The following is a 13725-nucleotide window of genomic DNA, read 5'->3' on the forward strand; positions in this document are numbered from 1 at the left end:
ATTATGTTAGAGAATCTCATATAATGCCTTTGTTGAATTGATATTTAACTTAGTCATTATAACAAAATTGTTGTGATTCTATTTTTGTTGCGTTTAACATGCAATTCGCATAAATAAAATAATTTCTTGTTGTATTTAGAGAAAAGCAAAGTATAGTTTATACTCTTCACTTGCAAGAGATCAAAACGACAAATTACTACATTTGACTACGCAATAATTCCAATTCGCCTTTAACACTATCCTCAAAGTTCTCTCTTTGTTTGATTAGGAAATGCCTACCATTAGATATTGCTACCTCTGCTGGCTTCAATCTAGAGTTATAATTACTTGCCATACTATATCCATACGCACCACTAGATTCTATAAGTAGCAAATCCCCTGATTTACATAGAGGCAATGCTCTATCCTTAGCTATATAATCCCCACTCTCACAAATCGCCCCCACAATATCGCATACTTGCATACAAGAATCCAAGCTAGAATCTATGATTGGGCTACCTAGATATGAGACGTGATGATAAGCATTGTATAGGCTTGGACGTAATAAATCGTTCATAGCACAATCAATAATAACAAATCTCTTATCATTAGTATTCTTCTCGCCTATAACACGAGTAAGTATAGCACCACTATTGCCTACTATACTCCTGCCCGGCTCACAAATAGCAGTTAAATCAAGCGAATCAATATGTCTAATGATATGGCTAATATAATCCTTTATATCGAATGGCTTTTCATCATTATAACTAATGCCAAATCCACCGCCAAGATCAAAGAATTTTAAGCCAATATTAGCACTTAACAAAGACTTTGCTAGACTTAACACCTTGTGCGTAGCCTCTAAAAGAGGAGCTGATTCTAATATCTGAGAACCAATATGATAATGGATTCCAATAGGGTTTAGATATGGGCTTTTGTGCGCATATAAATATAATCGCTTAGCAGTTTGCATATCCAAGCCAAATTTATTTTCGTGCAAGCCTGTTGATATATAGGGGTGCGTCTTGGCGTCTACATCTGGATTTACTCTTAACGAGATTCTAGCCTCTATCACGTGATTTTGACTTGAAAGCTCCCTTGCTATATCCTCTATACGTATTAACTCCATTTCAGATTCTATATTCAAGAACAAAATCCCTAATTGCAATGCCTCTCTAATCTCATAGTCCTCTTTACCCACTCCGCTAAAAATTATTTTATAACTAGGAATACCAGCTAACATGGCCCTCTTAATCTCATTCAAGCTCACGCAATCAGCACCACTACCAAGCTTTGCAAGAGTATTAATAACACTAAGATTTGAATTTGCCTTTAGCGCATAACAAACTAGAGACTTAAATCCGCTAAAAGAATCTTTAATATATCCATACTGCTTTTGCATAGAATCAAAATCATAAACATAAAGCGGAGTGCCATAAATATCGGCTAACTCCGCATAATCGCATGAAGCATGAAAATATCTCATAAAAAACCTTATAAATTACTACAAACACGACACAATTCTATCAAATAAAATCAAATTATATAATATCGCTATAATTCATGATATAATTTAGTCTTTACAATTTTAAATCAAGGTCAATTATTATGGATTCTACGAATCTAGTTTTTATAGCTGGCAGCTTCATTGTAGTTATTGCTCTTTTCGTCTTCGCTCTATTTAAATTTGTCTTATCAAAGCCAAAAAATAAGGAAATGAATATAGATGTAGAAAATAGTTTTGAAATTGATACCGTCATGATGGTGCTAGATTCTTCTCAAAGCTCGTTAGATGATATAAAGCAGGTTATAGACAGAATGTTTGATGAATATGAAAGGCTTGATCCAGATAAGCAAAAGATTAAAAATATTCTAATTGCCTTGTCATTGCATGTAAATGCTGAGAAAGATATCATTATAAACACTCAAAAAAGATTTCAAGATAAACACCCAGAGCTTGAAATAGAGCTTGAGAAAGCTGTAAAAAAAGGTCTTGATAATCGAGGACTAAAAAAGTAAGTAAAACACAAAGCAAAATACCTTTTGAATAATTATTATTTCCACTAATCCATTTATCATACTTATGAACGATAGCCTTTTACCATTATTATATATTATAATATAGAGTTAGGACACTAAAGATTTATCCATTTTTCCGCAATACGTACAGCATTTGTCGCAGCACCAACCCGAACTTGATCGGCAACACAAAATAAATGCAATATTCGCTTATCAAAATTATCCTCACGAATGCGACCTACAAATGTATCATCTTTATCAGTTGCAATAATTGGCATGGGATACAAATTATCTTTAGGATTATCCACCACAATAACCCCATCAGCACTCTGCAATATTTCCCTAGCGCGCTTAGCACTAGCCTCACGCTTAAATCGAATAGTGATTGATTCGCTATGACTACGTAGAATAGGAACTCGCACACAGGTAGCAGCTAATTCAAAATCTGCGTGCATAATTTTCTTGCTTTCATTTATCATTTTCATCTCTTCTTTGGTGTAGTCATTGTCCAAAAAAATATCAATATGTGGAATTAGATTAAGGGCTATTCTATGCTGAAAGACTTCTGATTTTGCAGAATCAATCTCGAATGCAAAAAATTTCTGCATCTGTAAAACAAGCTCTTCCATACCTCGCTTGCCTGCACCGCTAACTGCTTGATAAGTACTAACATCAACGCGATCAATTTCAAACTCCCTATGTAACGGATCTAGAACATGAACCATTTGTATAGTGGAGCAATTTGGATTAGCAATGATTCTAGCATCCTTCCTAATATCGTTAGGATTTACCTCAGGCACAACTAGAGCTATATCATCTTGCATACGAAAAAAGCTTGTATTATCAATTACTAAAGCCCCTGCATTGGCTGCATCATTGGCATATAGCTCACTAATGCTAGATCCAGCACTAAAAAAAGCTATTTCTATATTTTCTTTACTAAAAACTTCTGCATTAGTCTCTAATATTGGATACTTCTCACCACAAAAGTTAACGCTTTTGCCCACACTTCTTTTACTTGCCAATGGAACTAGTCTCTCAACAGGAAAATTCCTTTGTTCTAATACAAGCAACAACTCCTCGCCAACTGCGCCACTTGCGCCAACAATGCCTACGACATATTTTTTTTGCGATTTCTTAGAATCTAATAACATATTAATGCCCTTAGTTTAGAGCGAAGCCCACCCTAATAAATATTACACAAGTTTGGAATTATAGCTTAATTTACTGCTTGTTTTTATGTGTGACCAAATCATCTTGTCGCAAGAACTCATCATCAAACATAATAGGAGATGTAGAATTGCTAGATTTAGTAGAATCTAAACTATGTAAGCTTAAACCCATTTCAATGGGCACAATAAGCAGCATAATTTTAGTCCATTGTATAAAATTGCCAATCCATTCTCCATGTGCATCACTATAGATTAAATCTAATCGCACAGAGTATGAGATATGCTTATTAATGATTGGTATGCAAAAAAGTGGAATCTTTAGATAAATTTTATGGACATTTCCATTGCGCTTAATGATTATATCTTTGGTTTGAGATTGTGCTATATTAGTGGGGATTATGGGATTGTTTTTTATAGAATTGTGCTCACTAGGTTCTACCCCCCCCCCCCATAGCATCAGCCAATAAAGCAGATGATGGAAAAATATCCAAGAAAGAATATTCAATTACTCTAAGCTTATCATTAAATACAGTTATATTTTTTCTTGATATATCAAAAAGATTGTTTGAATCTTTATCTTTAGTAATATTCAATATTGTGTAACTAGCATTATGATAGCCCTGCATAAAACGCAAAAACTCTTCAAAAGCCTGCATATCACTAGGTCTGCTTGTAACAAATATAATATGCTTAGATTGCAAGATATGATTTTTAAGCCTTACAAATCTACGTCGCATTGTCTCTATGAAAAAATCATATTGAGATTCTATGCTTTTATTCTGCTTAAAGGCATGAATAGACACCATGCCATTTCGCAAATCTGTAATGTATCTACAGCCATTTTCACCCTTATGATCTTTCTTTTCTTCAATGTCAACAAAAAACCCATGAAAGTCATTAGCAAATAAATCTTGTATATCTTTTAAGTCATAGCACATCATCCAATCAAATGGAGATGCAAATTTACGTAATCCAAATTGTTGCAAATGATATGCACTTTGGCATGCATCACCTAGACTAATAGCTATATCTGCATACATTAGTTCATTGTAATGTTGTTTTCTATATTTGGACAGAACGGCTTTATTAAATTTTGCATTCATCTTTTTAAATAGTATATCTCGAATTCTATGTCTAGTTTTTGTATGAAAAATCCAATGTGTACCAATCTTGCTAATATTTCGCAGTGTTTTATTAAAAAAGATTTGTTCTTGCATAACCACCTCTTAGAAAATAATGTTTTTATTATATGTTTACCAAGCATTCATGACCGTTTATATGGATAAAAACATTGCATAACAAATACTACATGTATATGAACAACTTAGATTCTATATAATTAGATGTTTTGCGCAATGCAAACTTGAGTGCTAACGACCTATCATCACTTCACCTGCACATCGATCAAGCAATTTACACTTGACTAAAAGCATGACAAAACATGTTCTTTGTAACGCCTTTACATAGCAAAGAATCTATACTTGTTTGTTTATGATATGTTTCGTCTGTTTCACAGGCTCAACATGACAAATTTTATAAAAACCCAACAGACATCCTTATCATTCTAAACCTATCCCAAAGCTACGTAAAGATTCTGTATAATATTGGATCTGACTTACCAGCCATTTTAAACCCATCTAATCTCAAAATGCAACTATCACAAAGCCCACAAGCTAGATCTTGGGACTCATAACATGACCAAGTAGACGAAATTGGAACGCCATGCTCTAGAGCTAACTCTATGATTTCACATTTATTTTTATGAAGTAGTGGAGCAAAAATTCTAGTATTAGAATACCCCCTACCCTCATTAACTGCAGCTTGCATTTTATCTATAAAGGCATGTGTGCAATCAGGATAGCCGCTACTATCTTCTTGCACAACACCAATGAATATTGCCTCACATTGTTCTTTTTCAGCTAGCGCAGATGCTATACTTAGGAATATTCCATTTCTAAATGGGACATAAGTATTTGGAATCTCCTTGCTCTCTCGTATATCTGTGAAGTTTTTGCGTATAGTAAGCTCACTATTAGTAAGTGAACTACCACCAATGTGAGCAATAAAATCCACATTTAACAAAACTCTAGAAATTGGCTTTAAATCATCGCAAAGAGCATAAAAACACTCTCTTTCCTTTGTCTGAGTCCTTTGAGCATAATCAAAATGCAGTGCTATTATTTCAAAGCCTTGATTCTTTGCTATATACGCACAAAGCGCACTATCAATTCCTCCGCTCATAATACAAACTGCTCGTTTTGCATTCTTCAACTCAATAGATTCTATATTTACATTTTTTGTTGAGTGTAGTGAACAAATATTGTGATTGACTAGGCTATCAATATTACTTTCTATCATGATAATTCCTTATTTAGTATAGCATGCCCTTTATATCATCTCCGTGTTACTTAATACATAATCTAGCTAATCATTTCCAACCTCATCGATACCAATATCTTGGGAATCTAAGAATCTCGTATCACAAAAGCTGTTTGCGTGTAGATTACTAAAGGCATTTTTTAAGGATTTAAATAAAAGTGGGTTTTTTGATTCTAACTCTTTTAATAACTTCTTGCTCTCCCCCCTTGCGTGAGGTCTCTTATCCTCTGGTAGCCAATTAATTGGGCAATTACAATCAGGTGCTATATAGATGTTGTTAGTGGCGATAAAATCAATAATTTGTCGCTCTCTAACAAATATTAAAGGACGAATAACGCCTAATCCATTTTGAGCCTTATAGTAAGGTGGCATAGACCGCAGCGATCCATTATAAGTTAGATTCATAATAAAACTCTCTGCTGCATCATCTAAATGATGTGCTAGGGCAATCTTATTAAATCCTCTCTGCAAAGCAATATTATATAACTCACCACGTCTCATTCTTGAGCAAAAAGAGCAATAAATGCTGCCTTCCTTCTTGTGATTTTCTAAGATTTTGAAAATCTCTGTGCGATTAAGCTCATAAGGGATTCCAAGCATCTCGCAATATTCAAAGATATATTCATACTCTCCACCCCTACCATAATCCACAGTCATAGCCAAAAAATCAAAGTTAAATGGCGCATGCTGCTTGATATATGTAAATATAGTTGCAAGAAGAATAGAATCCTTACCGCCGCTTAAGCCTAATAGGATTCTATCTCCCTCTCTAATCAACTTATATGTAGCGTTTGTCCTACCAACTATGCTTAAGATTTTTTTACTTACAGTTGGCTTTATTTTTGTAGGTTTAATGGATACAATTTCATTGTTTGAAGCGGATTGCACGATATTCCTCATGTCCAAATTTTAGGCATAAGTCTAGCAAAGAAATATTATCTTTGTTTCAAACTTAGGGTAATAAGGTAATGTAGTATTAGCAAGCAATAACACCAACATAGATAAACAATAGTATAAATTAAAACTCAACTAACTGCTGAACTTGTTAGTATAGACCAAAACAGATTCAATAATATCATCTAGATCTCCATCAAGCACATTATCGCTATCACTTCTTGCAAAATTACTGCGCAGATCCTTTACTTGCTGATATGGCGTTAAGACATAACTTCGAATTTGATGTCCCCAACCATTGCTTCCCTTATCATCATTGCTAGTATTTTTTTCTTTCTCAAGAGCATATAGCTTTGAAGCTAGCATCTTCATAGCCGTAGCCCTGTTTTTATGTTGACTTCTGTCATTTTGACATTGCACAACTATACCTGTTGGGAAATGCGTGATTCTAATTGCAGATTCTGTTTTATTAACATGTTGTCCACCTGCACCACTTGATCGGTAAGTATCAATACGAATGTCCTTATCTTCAATAACAATTTCTATATCATCATCTAACTCTGGGCTAACTTGCACACTTGCAAAGCTAGTATGTCTTTTATCGTTAGAATCAAAAGGCGAATTACGAACAAGTCTATGCACGCCATTTTCGCATTTTAAATAACCATAGGCATTCTCGCCTTTTATAATAAAAGCTACGCCTTTTATACCCGCCTCTTCACCATCTTGATAGTCCAATAGTTCAACCTTATATCCTTTTCTTTCCGCGTAACGCAAATACATACGATAAAGAATGCTGCCCCAATCTTGTGATTCTGTGCCACCTGCTCCTGGCTGAATAGTGATAATAGCATTCATACTATCATATTCTCCATTTAGCACTACTTCAATCTCAGCCTTGATTATTATATTCTCTAAAGCTTGTGCCTCACTATATAATAGCTCCAAAGTCTCATAGTCTTCATCTGCTTTTGCAATCTCAAATAACTCTAAATTATCATTTAGATTTTGCAAAGCTGCTTGATATTTTTCAAGAGTTATTTGTAGTCTTCGCTTATCTTTTAGAATCTTGCGTGCTAGCTCCTGATTGCTCCAGAAGCCATCTTGTGTGCTAAGACTATCAAGTTCCTTTAAGCGCATTTGTAATAAATCAGGCTGAATAATTTTCTTTATATTTTCACATTTGATTTTTAATGTTTTAAGTAACTCTCCATATGTATATAAATCCATGACACACCTTTAGTAATATAATAAGGCTATAACCAGCCCTTTTTCTTGAATATCACAACAGGTAGAATTGTCGAAATTATCATAACAATGATTACCATAGGATAGCCATAATCCCATTTAAGTTCAGGCATCACCTCAAAATTCATACCATATATAGTTCCAATCAATGTAGGCGGCATCATAGCCATTGTAGCCACAGTAAAAAGCTTTATGACTTTGTTTTGCTCAATATTAATCTGATTTGCTAGTATGGTTTGGATATTGTCTAAAGCATGTATTTGAGCTACATTAAAATCCACTAAGGAGTTTAAATCTTTTAGCACTATTGTTAAGTTTCGTTTTGTATCTATATCAATCTTATCGCTCTTAATAAGTGAAGTCATAGCTCTCCTCTTATCAAATAATGAATTCCTTACACGCATATTTAGCTCTTGCAAACTTGAGATTCCCTTTAACAGCTTATCAGATGTATATTCATTTTTCTCTCCCAATATATTTACTCTAAGCTTTCTGGCTTCTTTATCAATCCACTCTAATATATCTGCGTCCTTTTCTACCATAACCTCAAACATCTTATCTAATACATCATATCCATCTTCAAAATTCTTAGGGCTAGCTAGAATTCTATTTTGCATTTCTTCAAATATTTTAAAATCATTAAATCTGATAGTAAAAAGTACATTTTGAGTTGTCATAAATGTAACTGTTTCATTTAGTAGAACCAAGTCCTCATTGCTGCTTGCAACACGCATTAAGAAATGGGCATTTATAGTAATAGATGAACTATCCTCCCAATATCTCGAGCTAAATTCTATTTCTTCTCGTTCCTCCTGTGTTGGAATATTAAGACCATACTGATTAGTGATATAATTCATCTCATCGCTGGTAGGATATAAAGAATCCACCCATAACATGTTATTTGGCAACACACCATCTTCGATATTAAAGAGTATTTTCTGCACTAAGCCGCTATCTGCTTTTGTATAAATACTTAGCATGCAGTCTCCTTGTAAGCGTTGATTTATATGAAATTATAACAAATTGAGCTATCTTTGAGAAAAGTGCCGCATGCCGAACTCCCTTCCCATAGAAATTTGTGAATCTAATTGTTGAAGTTGATTTTCTTTAATGAGTGTTCTTACAGCAGGATTGCTTACTAAAATTTGATAATCAGCTTGTAATCTATTATTGCTTTCATAAAGCCTTTGAGTAATAATTCCTTGCAAGCAATCTGATAAATTATCATGTATACCACCATCTTCTTTGCACATGCCAAGTATTCTAGAAACTGCATGTATTGCATTTCTAGCATGAAAGCTAGAAATAACCAAATGCCCGCTTAATGCGTGTGTAATGGCTAACTTCATGAGACTAGAATCTAGAATCTCACCTATAACAATTACATCTGGGTCTTGCCTTAGGCTAGATTCTAGCGCACCATAAAAGCTTTTAGAATCAAGTCCTATTTCTCGCTGCGTTATATAAGAAAGTTTACTTGTATGAATATATTCAATAGGATCTTCAAGTGTTAGGATATGCTTCCTTGTATTTGCATTAATATGGTCTATCATAGCGGCTATAGTAGTGCTCTTACCGCTACTTGTCGCACCGCATATAAGCAAAAGTCCGCTTTCTTGCAAAGCAAGAGATGCCAAGATACTTGGGGTTTGTAACTCCTGCAAGCTTGGGACATTGTTTCGCAAGATTCGCAGGGCATAACAAGATTTACCTTGTTTGGAAAAGTAGCTTACACGACATCTAATTTTATCTGATATATGCTTGAAGTTAGGGTTAGATTCTATATCATTTCTTACATCTTTGCTTACATGTGAGTTTTCTGTATCGCTTGACTTTATACATAGAGTTTGACTTGTCTCATTTTGCAAACCTAAAGCATTTAAACTATTTAAAATCGCTTTAACATTTAATAAATCAACGTTAGGATATACAAATATTTGCTTATTGATTCTGAAATAAATTTTATCGCTAATATGCACATCAGTAGCATTATATCTTTGTGCGTCTTGTAATAACATATTCAACATAGAAGTATCAAGCATTATTCTTCCTATTCAAAAATAAACATTATGGGAATCCCTTTAGTATATATCTTTTTGTGAAACGTAGCACATGCGTGCTAAGAGGAGAAGGACATGAGATAGCAACATCTAGCAATATATCACCTTGAGATTGCTGGGAATTAACAAGCCTAGTTAGATAATACTCCATATTAAACCCATATTGAACAATAGAATCGCTAACACATGAGTTAAAGCCTGATGTTCTAAGGCAGTGGACAGCTACATCTTTTATAGCTTGAGCATATAGATGAGATTGCTTTTGGAAATAGAGTGCAGCAGTGATTTCTTTCTTGAAAGATAAAAGTCGCAAACTATGCAACCCTGTAAGGCTAACTCCAAGCGACAATACAAGAGCATAAAGACTAACAAAACTAGTCTTTGAAAGTTTCAGGCAAGACATACATACCCTTTTATATGATAATAATTTAATAAAATCTATATGCTTCATGCTTGAGATCTGAGGATTTATTCATGAATTTTGCAAAATTATTCATACAATGTTCAACATAACAAGAATAGAAAAATACTATGAATGGCTATTTATTGTTTTCTAAAAACTTCTTGCTATTCTAAAATAATTTGTCATTTTGAATTATTTATTAATAATAAAGAATCCACATATCAAAATATAACTAAAGGCAATGATTAGAAAATTTAAAACACATAACGCACCTCAGCATGTGTTTTAAGGAATTGAATATCTCCCGCGAAAACTGCGCATGAAAATATGAAATTCAGATTCTTTAAAAATTCATATCTAATTGATGGAGTTATCTCTACAAATTTAGCATCAATGAACTTTCTATTACTTTTACTGTTGTTGTATCTATCGTTAATAGTAGAATATGAAATCAAAGGTTTTTTAGGATTAGTAACATTTAAAACTGGAAAGTGGTTGTTGCCAAACAAATAAACCACATCAAGCCCAACTTGTAACTTAAATGGAAATTTATATGATGCCGCAGCATAAAGAACGCCAATGCTAGTTCCACGGAAACTACCAGATCCAAATAATCCAAGTCCTTCATAGACAGCAGTCATATTTGTATGCCAAACACTACCTGCCATATTAATGATTCCCTTTCTTGTAAGAAGTGTCCCATAACCTTGTGAAAAACTGCCCAAGAATCCAACCTTAGCACTTAGTCCATATAATTTATAATTTATTTGTAGATTATAAATACCTCTATATCTAGCACTAAATTTATAAAACTCTTCTTCAAAACTGGTAGTAACTGGAGCACCCCTTAAACCTATAAAAGCATGAGGACTAGCATTCAATGCCGCAAAGGAAGTTTGCGCTAAGAATCCTAGTTGTTGCTCCCCAAATTTAAGCTTATAACTAACATCTCCTAATACAATAGCATCAAACATTCTAAAAATATTAGCATATACGGCATTAAAGTCTAAGCCGACTATATCCTTCCCCCATACATGAATCATGCTTAAGTTATTTCCAATACCAACGCCAGCAGCACGAGAATTTGACAACGCATCAGTGCCATTACGCTTTGGGCTTCTTCTTCGTATATTATAATTTAATAGGTCACTTAACCAGCTATCGTAAAATGACACTTCATAGCCAATTTTTTTATTAGAATCTAGTTTATGTTCAAATTTCGCTCTAAATCCAAGTCCTGTATCCAGATTCTTATCGCTCAGTGGAGTTACAAGATTCATTCTGCCCACATCAATCTTGGCACTTAGAGAATCCATGCTAAATTCCTTACTACCATAGATTTGAGAGAAATTAAATCTATCTGCGAAATTCTCATTAAATGCTACACCTCTACTACCTTGCACATCACCATCTGTAACTCTATCTTTATCAATCCCACTTGAGCCTTGGGCAAAAATTATTCCACCAGTTAGGCTATATCCATCGACTTTACCTGTAGTAATGTCTATCTTTGCTCTATACTGCCAGCTAGCACCACTTCCATTAGACCCTGTTATAAAATAGTTTCTACCAAAAATAAAGCCTTTAGCAGAAAAACCTGTAAGCAAAGTTGTCGCAGCAGTTTTTGCTTTCTCCTTAATAGTTGTTGTGGCTTTAGCAACTGCAGGATTGCTATCTTTGGTTTGAGATACAGATGAATTTTGTTGTGCTGCGACTACTAAAAGATTACTATTATCATCATATGCATACGCCAAACAACATAACATAAAAACTATAAAACCTAAAACTCTCATGGTAACTCTCCCTACATTGATAGTTATACATAAACAAAATATATCAAATCTTTCGATAGTTACTTGAGTAATCGCAAGATTTGCATTTAGTATAACCTAAAATAACGATATTGCCTTATTCTGCGTTATAATCTTGTGTGTTTTTATAATGCAAACAAATCTAGATATTAAAAATTACACAAAAGCCTATTTCTTCCTTCTTGGTAATTTGCAATAGTATAGGTGCTATATGTAAAAACTGAAGAATTAAATTGTAAAATTTATATAAAGTATTGCTAAATAACCAACAAGACAAACAAACTTTATATTAACCAAGTGTTATTGTCTTATGAGATCTATGCTATAATCTAAATGGCTATAATAATTTATAGTATAAACTATTTATTGCGATTTATAAGTAAAGTAGCATATTTCATAATCATTACAACTTTGGATAATTTAGATTCAATTGAGGTTGCATTCATAGCAAAGGGAAGCTTATGTCAAACGCACAAGTCAGACATTTTCTTACAATTAATGACTTTAATAAACATGAATTACTAGAAATGCTCTCTCTAGCAATCAAAATTAAATCCGAGCATAAGCAAGGAATCCCAACACCCTATCTAGCTGGACAAACGCTTGCTATGGTATTTGAAAAAAGTTCTACTAGGACACGAGTGAGCTTTCAAGTAGGAATTTATCAATTAGGTGGATTTGGCATTTTCTTATCAAACAGTGATTTGCAGCTAGGAAGAGGAGAAATTATAAAAGACAGTGCAGCTGTAATTAGCTCTATGGTAGATATGATTATGGTTCGCACGCATATGCACGAAAGACTAGAGGAATTCGCTCGCCATTCAAGTGTTAATGTAATAAATGGATTAAGTGATGCTTTTCACCCTATGCAGCTCTTGGCAGACTATCTAACTATGATAGAAAATGGCATTTTTGTCCCAGATTCGATACTTGATTCAACACCTCATAATGCAAAGTATGAAAGACCTATTGTAGCATATATAGGCGATGGAAATAATGTAGCTAATTCATGGCTTATGTTAGCTTCAAAACTTGGATTTGAATTGCGACTCGCATGTCCTAAGGGTTATATGCCAAAAGAAGAATTCCTAAGTATTGCAAAGGAAAATGCCAAAATAAGCGGTGCTAATATAGTGATAGGAAATGACATACAAGCTGTAGTGAAAAATGCTAATGTAGTAACAACTGATACTTGGGTATCAATGGGACAAGAAAACGAAAAAAAGAAAAGAATGCAAGACTTCAAGGATTATAAAGTAGATTCTAATATCATGGCTATGGCACACAAAGAAGCAATATTTTTGCATTGCCTACCTGCTTATAGGGGTCTAGAAGTTACAGAAGAAGTAATCGATGGAGCGCAAAGCAAAATTATCCAAGAAGCACACAATAGATTACATGCACAAAAAGGAGTAATGGTATGGCTAAACAAGCAAAACAAAAAAAACACGATCTAGTATCTAGTCTGCATAATGCAAGCAATGTCGCCTATCTTGCTCCGCTTGATGATAACAAATGGCTTTTAGAATTTGTTGCAGGTAAACTTAAAAGCAATGAAGCTTGGTTTTTGAAAACAGAGGACAATAAAGAATTCGTAGTTCTACCGCAAAACGCGCTAAACAATCTGCTTGGACATCTAAGGATTAGCCATGAAGAAAAACTAAAAATCTTATTAAGATATGAGATAAAAGATTTAATGCCTATAGATATAGAAGATACTATGGTTGTAGCTATACATGAACTAGAAAAACACCGACAAG

The 13725-nt window shown here is 33.9% G+C and carries 14 protein-coding genes; 3 read left to right on the top strand and 11 right to left on the bottom strand.

The window, feature by feature from the left end; all coding sequences use genetic code 11:
• Positions 1 to 196: 196 nt before the first annotated feature.
• Positions 197 to 1465, bottom strand: coding sequence for a diaminopimelate decarboxylase (gene lysA, locus LS73_RS08900; RefSeq protein ID WP_034559750.1), 1269 nt, complete (start codon positions 1463 to 1465; stop codon positions 197 to 199).
• 122 nt (positions 1466 to 1587) lie between these two features.
• On the opposite strand from lysA, the gene LS73_RS10340 reads away from it, so the two are divergent.
• Entirely contained in the window at positions 1588 to 1998 is a 411-nt protein-coding gene (locus LS73_RS10340) for a hypothetical protein (protein ID WP_034559749.1), read from the top strand.
• A gap of 116 nt (positions 1999 to 2114) precedes the next feature.
• Here the strand turns inward: LS73_RS10340 and LS73_RS08910 are convergent, their stop codons facing one another.
• The 10 genes from LS73_RS08910 to LS73_RS08955 form a co-directional block, all read right to left on the bottom strand.
• The gene (locus LS73_RS08910; protein WP_034559746.1) at positions 2115 to 3152 is read right to left on the bottom strand and encodes an aspartate-semialdehyde dehydrogenase; all 1038 of its coding nucleotides are present in this window, start codon (positions 3150 to 3152) and stop codon (positions 2115 to 2117) included.
• Between the two features lie 70 nt (positions 3153 to 3222).
• Complete coding sequence (locus LS73_RS08915) at positions 3223 to 3627, bottom strand: hypothetical protein (RefSeq protein ID WP_104692124.1); 405 nt, start codon at positions 3625 to 3627, stop codon at positions 3223 to 3225.
• The gene (locus LS73_RS08920) at positions 3599 to 4387 is read right to left on the bottom strand and encodes a DUF1796 family putative cysteine peptidase (protein WP_104692123.1); all 789 of its coding nucleotides are present in this window, start codon (positions 4385 to 4387) and stop codon (positions 3599 to 3601) included. The genes LS73_RS08915 and LS73_RS08920 overlap by 29 nt, the downstream gene beginning before the upstream one ends.
• A 364-nt stretch (positions 4388 to 4751) precedes the next feature.
• Positions 4752 to 5441, bottom strand: a complete 690-nt coding sequence (gene queC / locus LS73_RS08925; RefSeq protein WP_267891663.1) for a 7-cyano-7-deazaguanine synthase QueC — start codon at positions 5439 to 5441, stop codon at positions 4752 to 4754.
• Between the two features lie 153 nt (positions 5442 to 5594).
• Positions 5595 to 6437: a tRNA 2-thiocytidine biosynthesis TtcA family protein gene (locus LS73_RS08930; protein ID WP_233708836.1), complete on the bottom strand. Its 843-nt coding sequence runs from the start codon at positions 6435 to 6437 to the stop codon at positions 5595 to 5597.
• Positions 6438 to 6578: 141 nt separating this feature from the next.
• Positions 6579 to 7673, bottom strand: coding sequence for a peptide chain release factor 2 (gene prfB / locus LS73_RS08935; protein WP_034559528.1), 1095 nt, complete (start codon positions 7671 to 7673; stop codon positions 6579 to 6581).
• Positions 7674 to 7699: 26 nt separating this feature from the next.
• On the bottom strand, positions 7700 to 8671 hold the full coding sequence (gene corA, locus LS73_RS08940; protein WP_034559526.1) for a magnesium/cobalt transporter CorA: 972 nt from the start codon (positions 8669 to 8671) through the stop codon (positions 7700 to 7702).
• Between the two features lie 48 nt (positions 8672 to 8719).
• A complete protein-coding gene (locus tag LS73_RS08945; protein WP_034559524.1) occupies positions 8720 to 9733 on the bottom strand; it encodes a type IV pilus twitching motility protein PilT in 1014 nt (337 codons plus the stop codon).
• 25 nt (positions 9734 to 9758) lie between these two features.
• Positions 9759 to 10154 (bottom strand): hypothetical protein, encoded by a 396-nt coding sequence (locus LS73_RS08950; RefSeq protein ID WP_034559521.1) that lies wholly within the window; start codon positions 10152 to 10154, stop codon positions 9759 to 9761.
• Positions 10155 to 10408: 254 nt separating this feature from the next.
• Complete coding sequence (locus LS73_RS08955) at positions 10409 to 11947, bottom strand: hypothetical protein (protein ID WP_052089975.1); 1539 nt, start codon at positions 11945 to 11947, stop codon at positions 10409 to 10411.
• Between the two features lie 479 nt (positions 11948 to 12426).
• Here LS73_RS08955 and argF point away from each other — a divergent pair, with 479 nt between their 5' ends.
• On the top strand, positions 12427 to 13422 hold the full coding sequence (gene argF / locus LS73_RS08960; RefSeq protein WP_034559519.1) for an ornithine carbamoyltransferase: 996 nt from the start codon (positions 12427 to 12429) through the stop codon (positions 13420 to 13422).
• Positions 13386 to 13725 (top strand): DUF2603 domain-containing protein (locus LS73_RS08965; protein WP_138070021.1); only part of this gene is annotated, 340 nt, incomplete at its 3' end. The genes argF and LS73_RS08965, both read left to right, overlap by 37 nt.

Source organism: Helicobacter muridarum (assembly GCF_000765805.2).
Taxonomy (GTDB): Bacteria; Campylobacterota; Campylobacteria; order Campylobacterales; family Helicobacteraceae; genus Helicobacter_A; species Helicobacter_A muridarum.

Excerpts from the sequence above, each read along its gene's own strand:
- lysA (WP_034559750.1), bottom strand. The coding sequence starts at position 1,465 with ATGAGATATTTTCATGCTTCATGCGATTATGCGGAGTTAGCCGATATT.
- LS73_RS10340 (WP_034559749.1), top strand. The coding sequence starts at position 1,588 with ATGGATTCTACGAATCTAGTTTTTATAGCTGGCAGCTTCATTGTAGTT.
- LS73_RS08910 (WP_034559746.1), bottom strand. The coding sequence starts at position 3,152 with ATGTTATTAGATTCTAAGAAATCGCAAAAAAAATATGTCGTAGGCATT.
- LS73_RS08915 (WP_104692124.1), bottom strand. The coding sequence starts at position 3,627 with ATGCTATGGGGGGGGGGGGTAGAACCTAGTGAGCACAATTCTATAAAA.
- LS73_RS08920 (WP_104692123.1), bottom strand. The coding sequence starts at position 4,387 with ATGCAAGAACAAATCTTTTTTAATAAAACACTGCGAAATATTAGCAAG.
- prfB (WP_034559528.1), bottom strand. The coding sequence starts at position 7,673 with ATGGATTTATATACATATGGAGAGTTACTTAAAACATTAAAAATCAAA.
- corA (WP_034559526.1), bottom strand. The coding sequence starts at position 8,671 with ATGCTAAGTATTTATACAAAAGCAGATAGCGGCTTAGTGCAGAAAATA.
- LS73_RS08945 (WP_034559524.1), bottom strand. The coding sequence starts at position 9,733 with ATGCTTGATACTTCTATGTTGAATATGTTATTACAAGACGCACAAAGA.
- LS73_RS08950 (WP_034559521.1), bottom strand. The coding sequence starts at position 10,154 with ATGTCTTGCCTGAAACTTTCAAAGACTAGTTTTGTTAGTCTTTATGCT.
- LS73_RS08955 (WP_052089975.1), bottom strand. The coding sequence starts at position 11,947 with ATGAGAGTTTTAGGTTTTATAGTTTTTATGTTATGTTGTTTGGCGTAT.
- argF (WP_034559519.1), top strand. The coding sequence starts at position 12,427 with ATGTCAAACGCACAAGTCAGACATTTTCTTACAATTAATGACTTTAAT.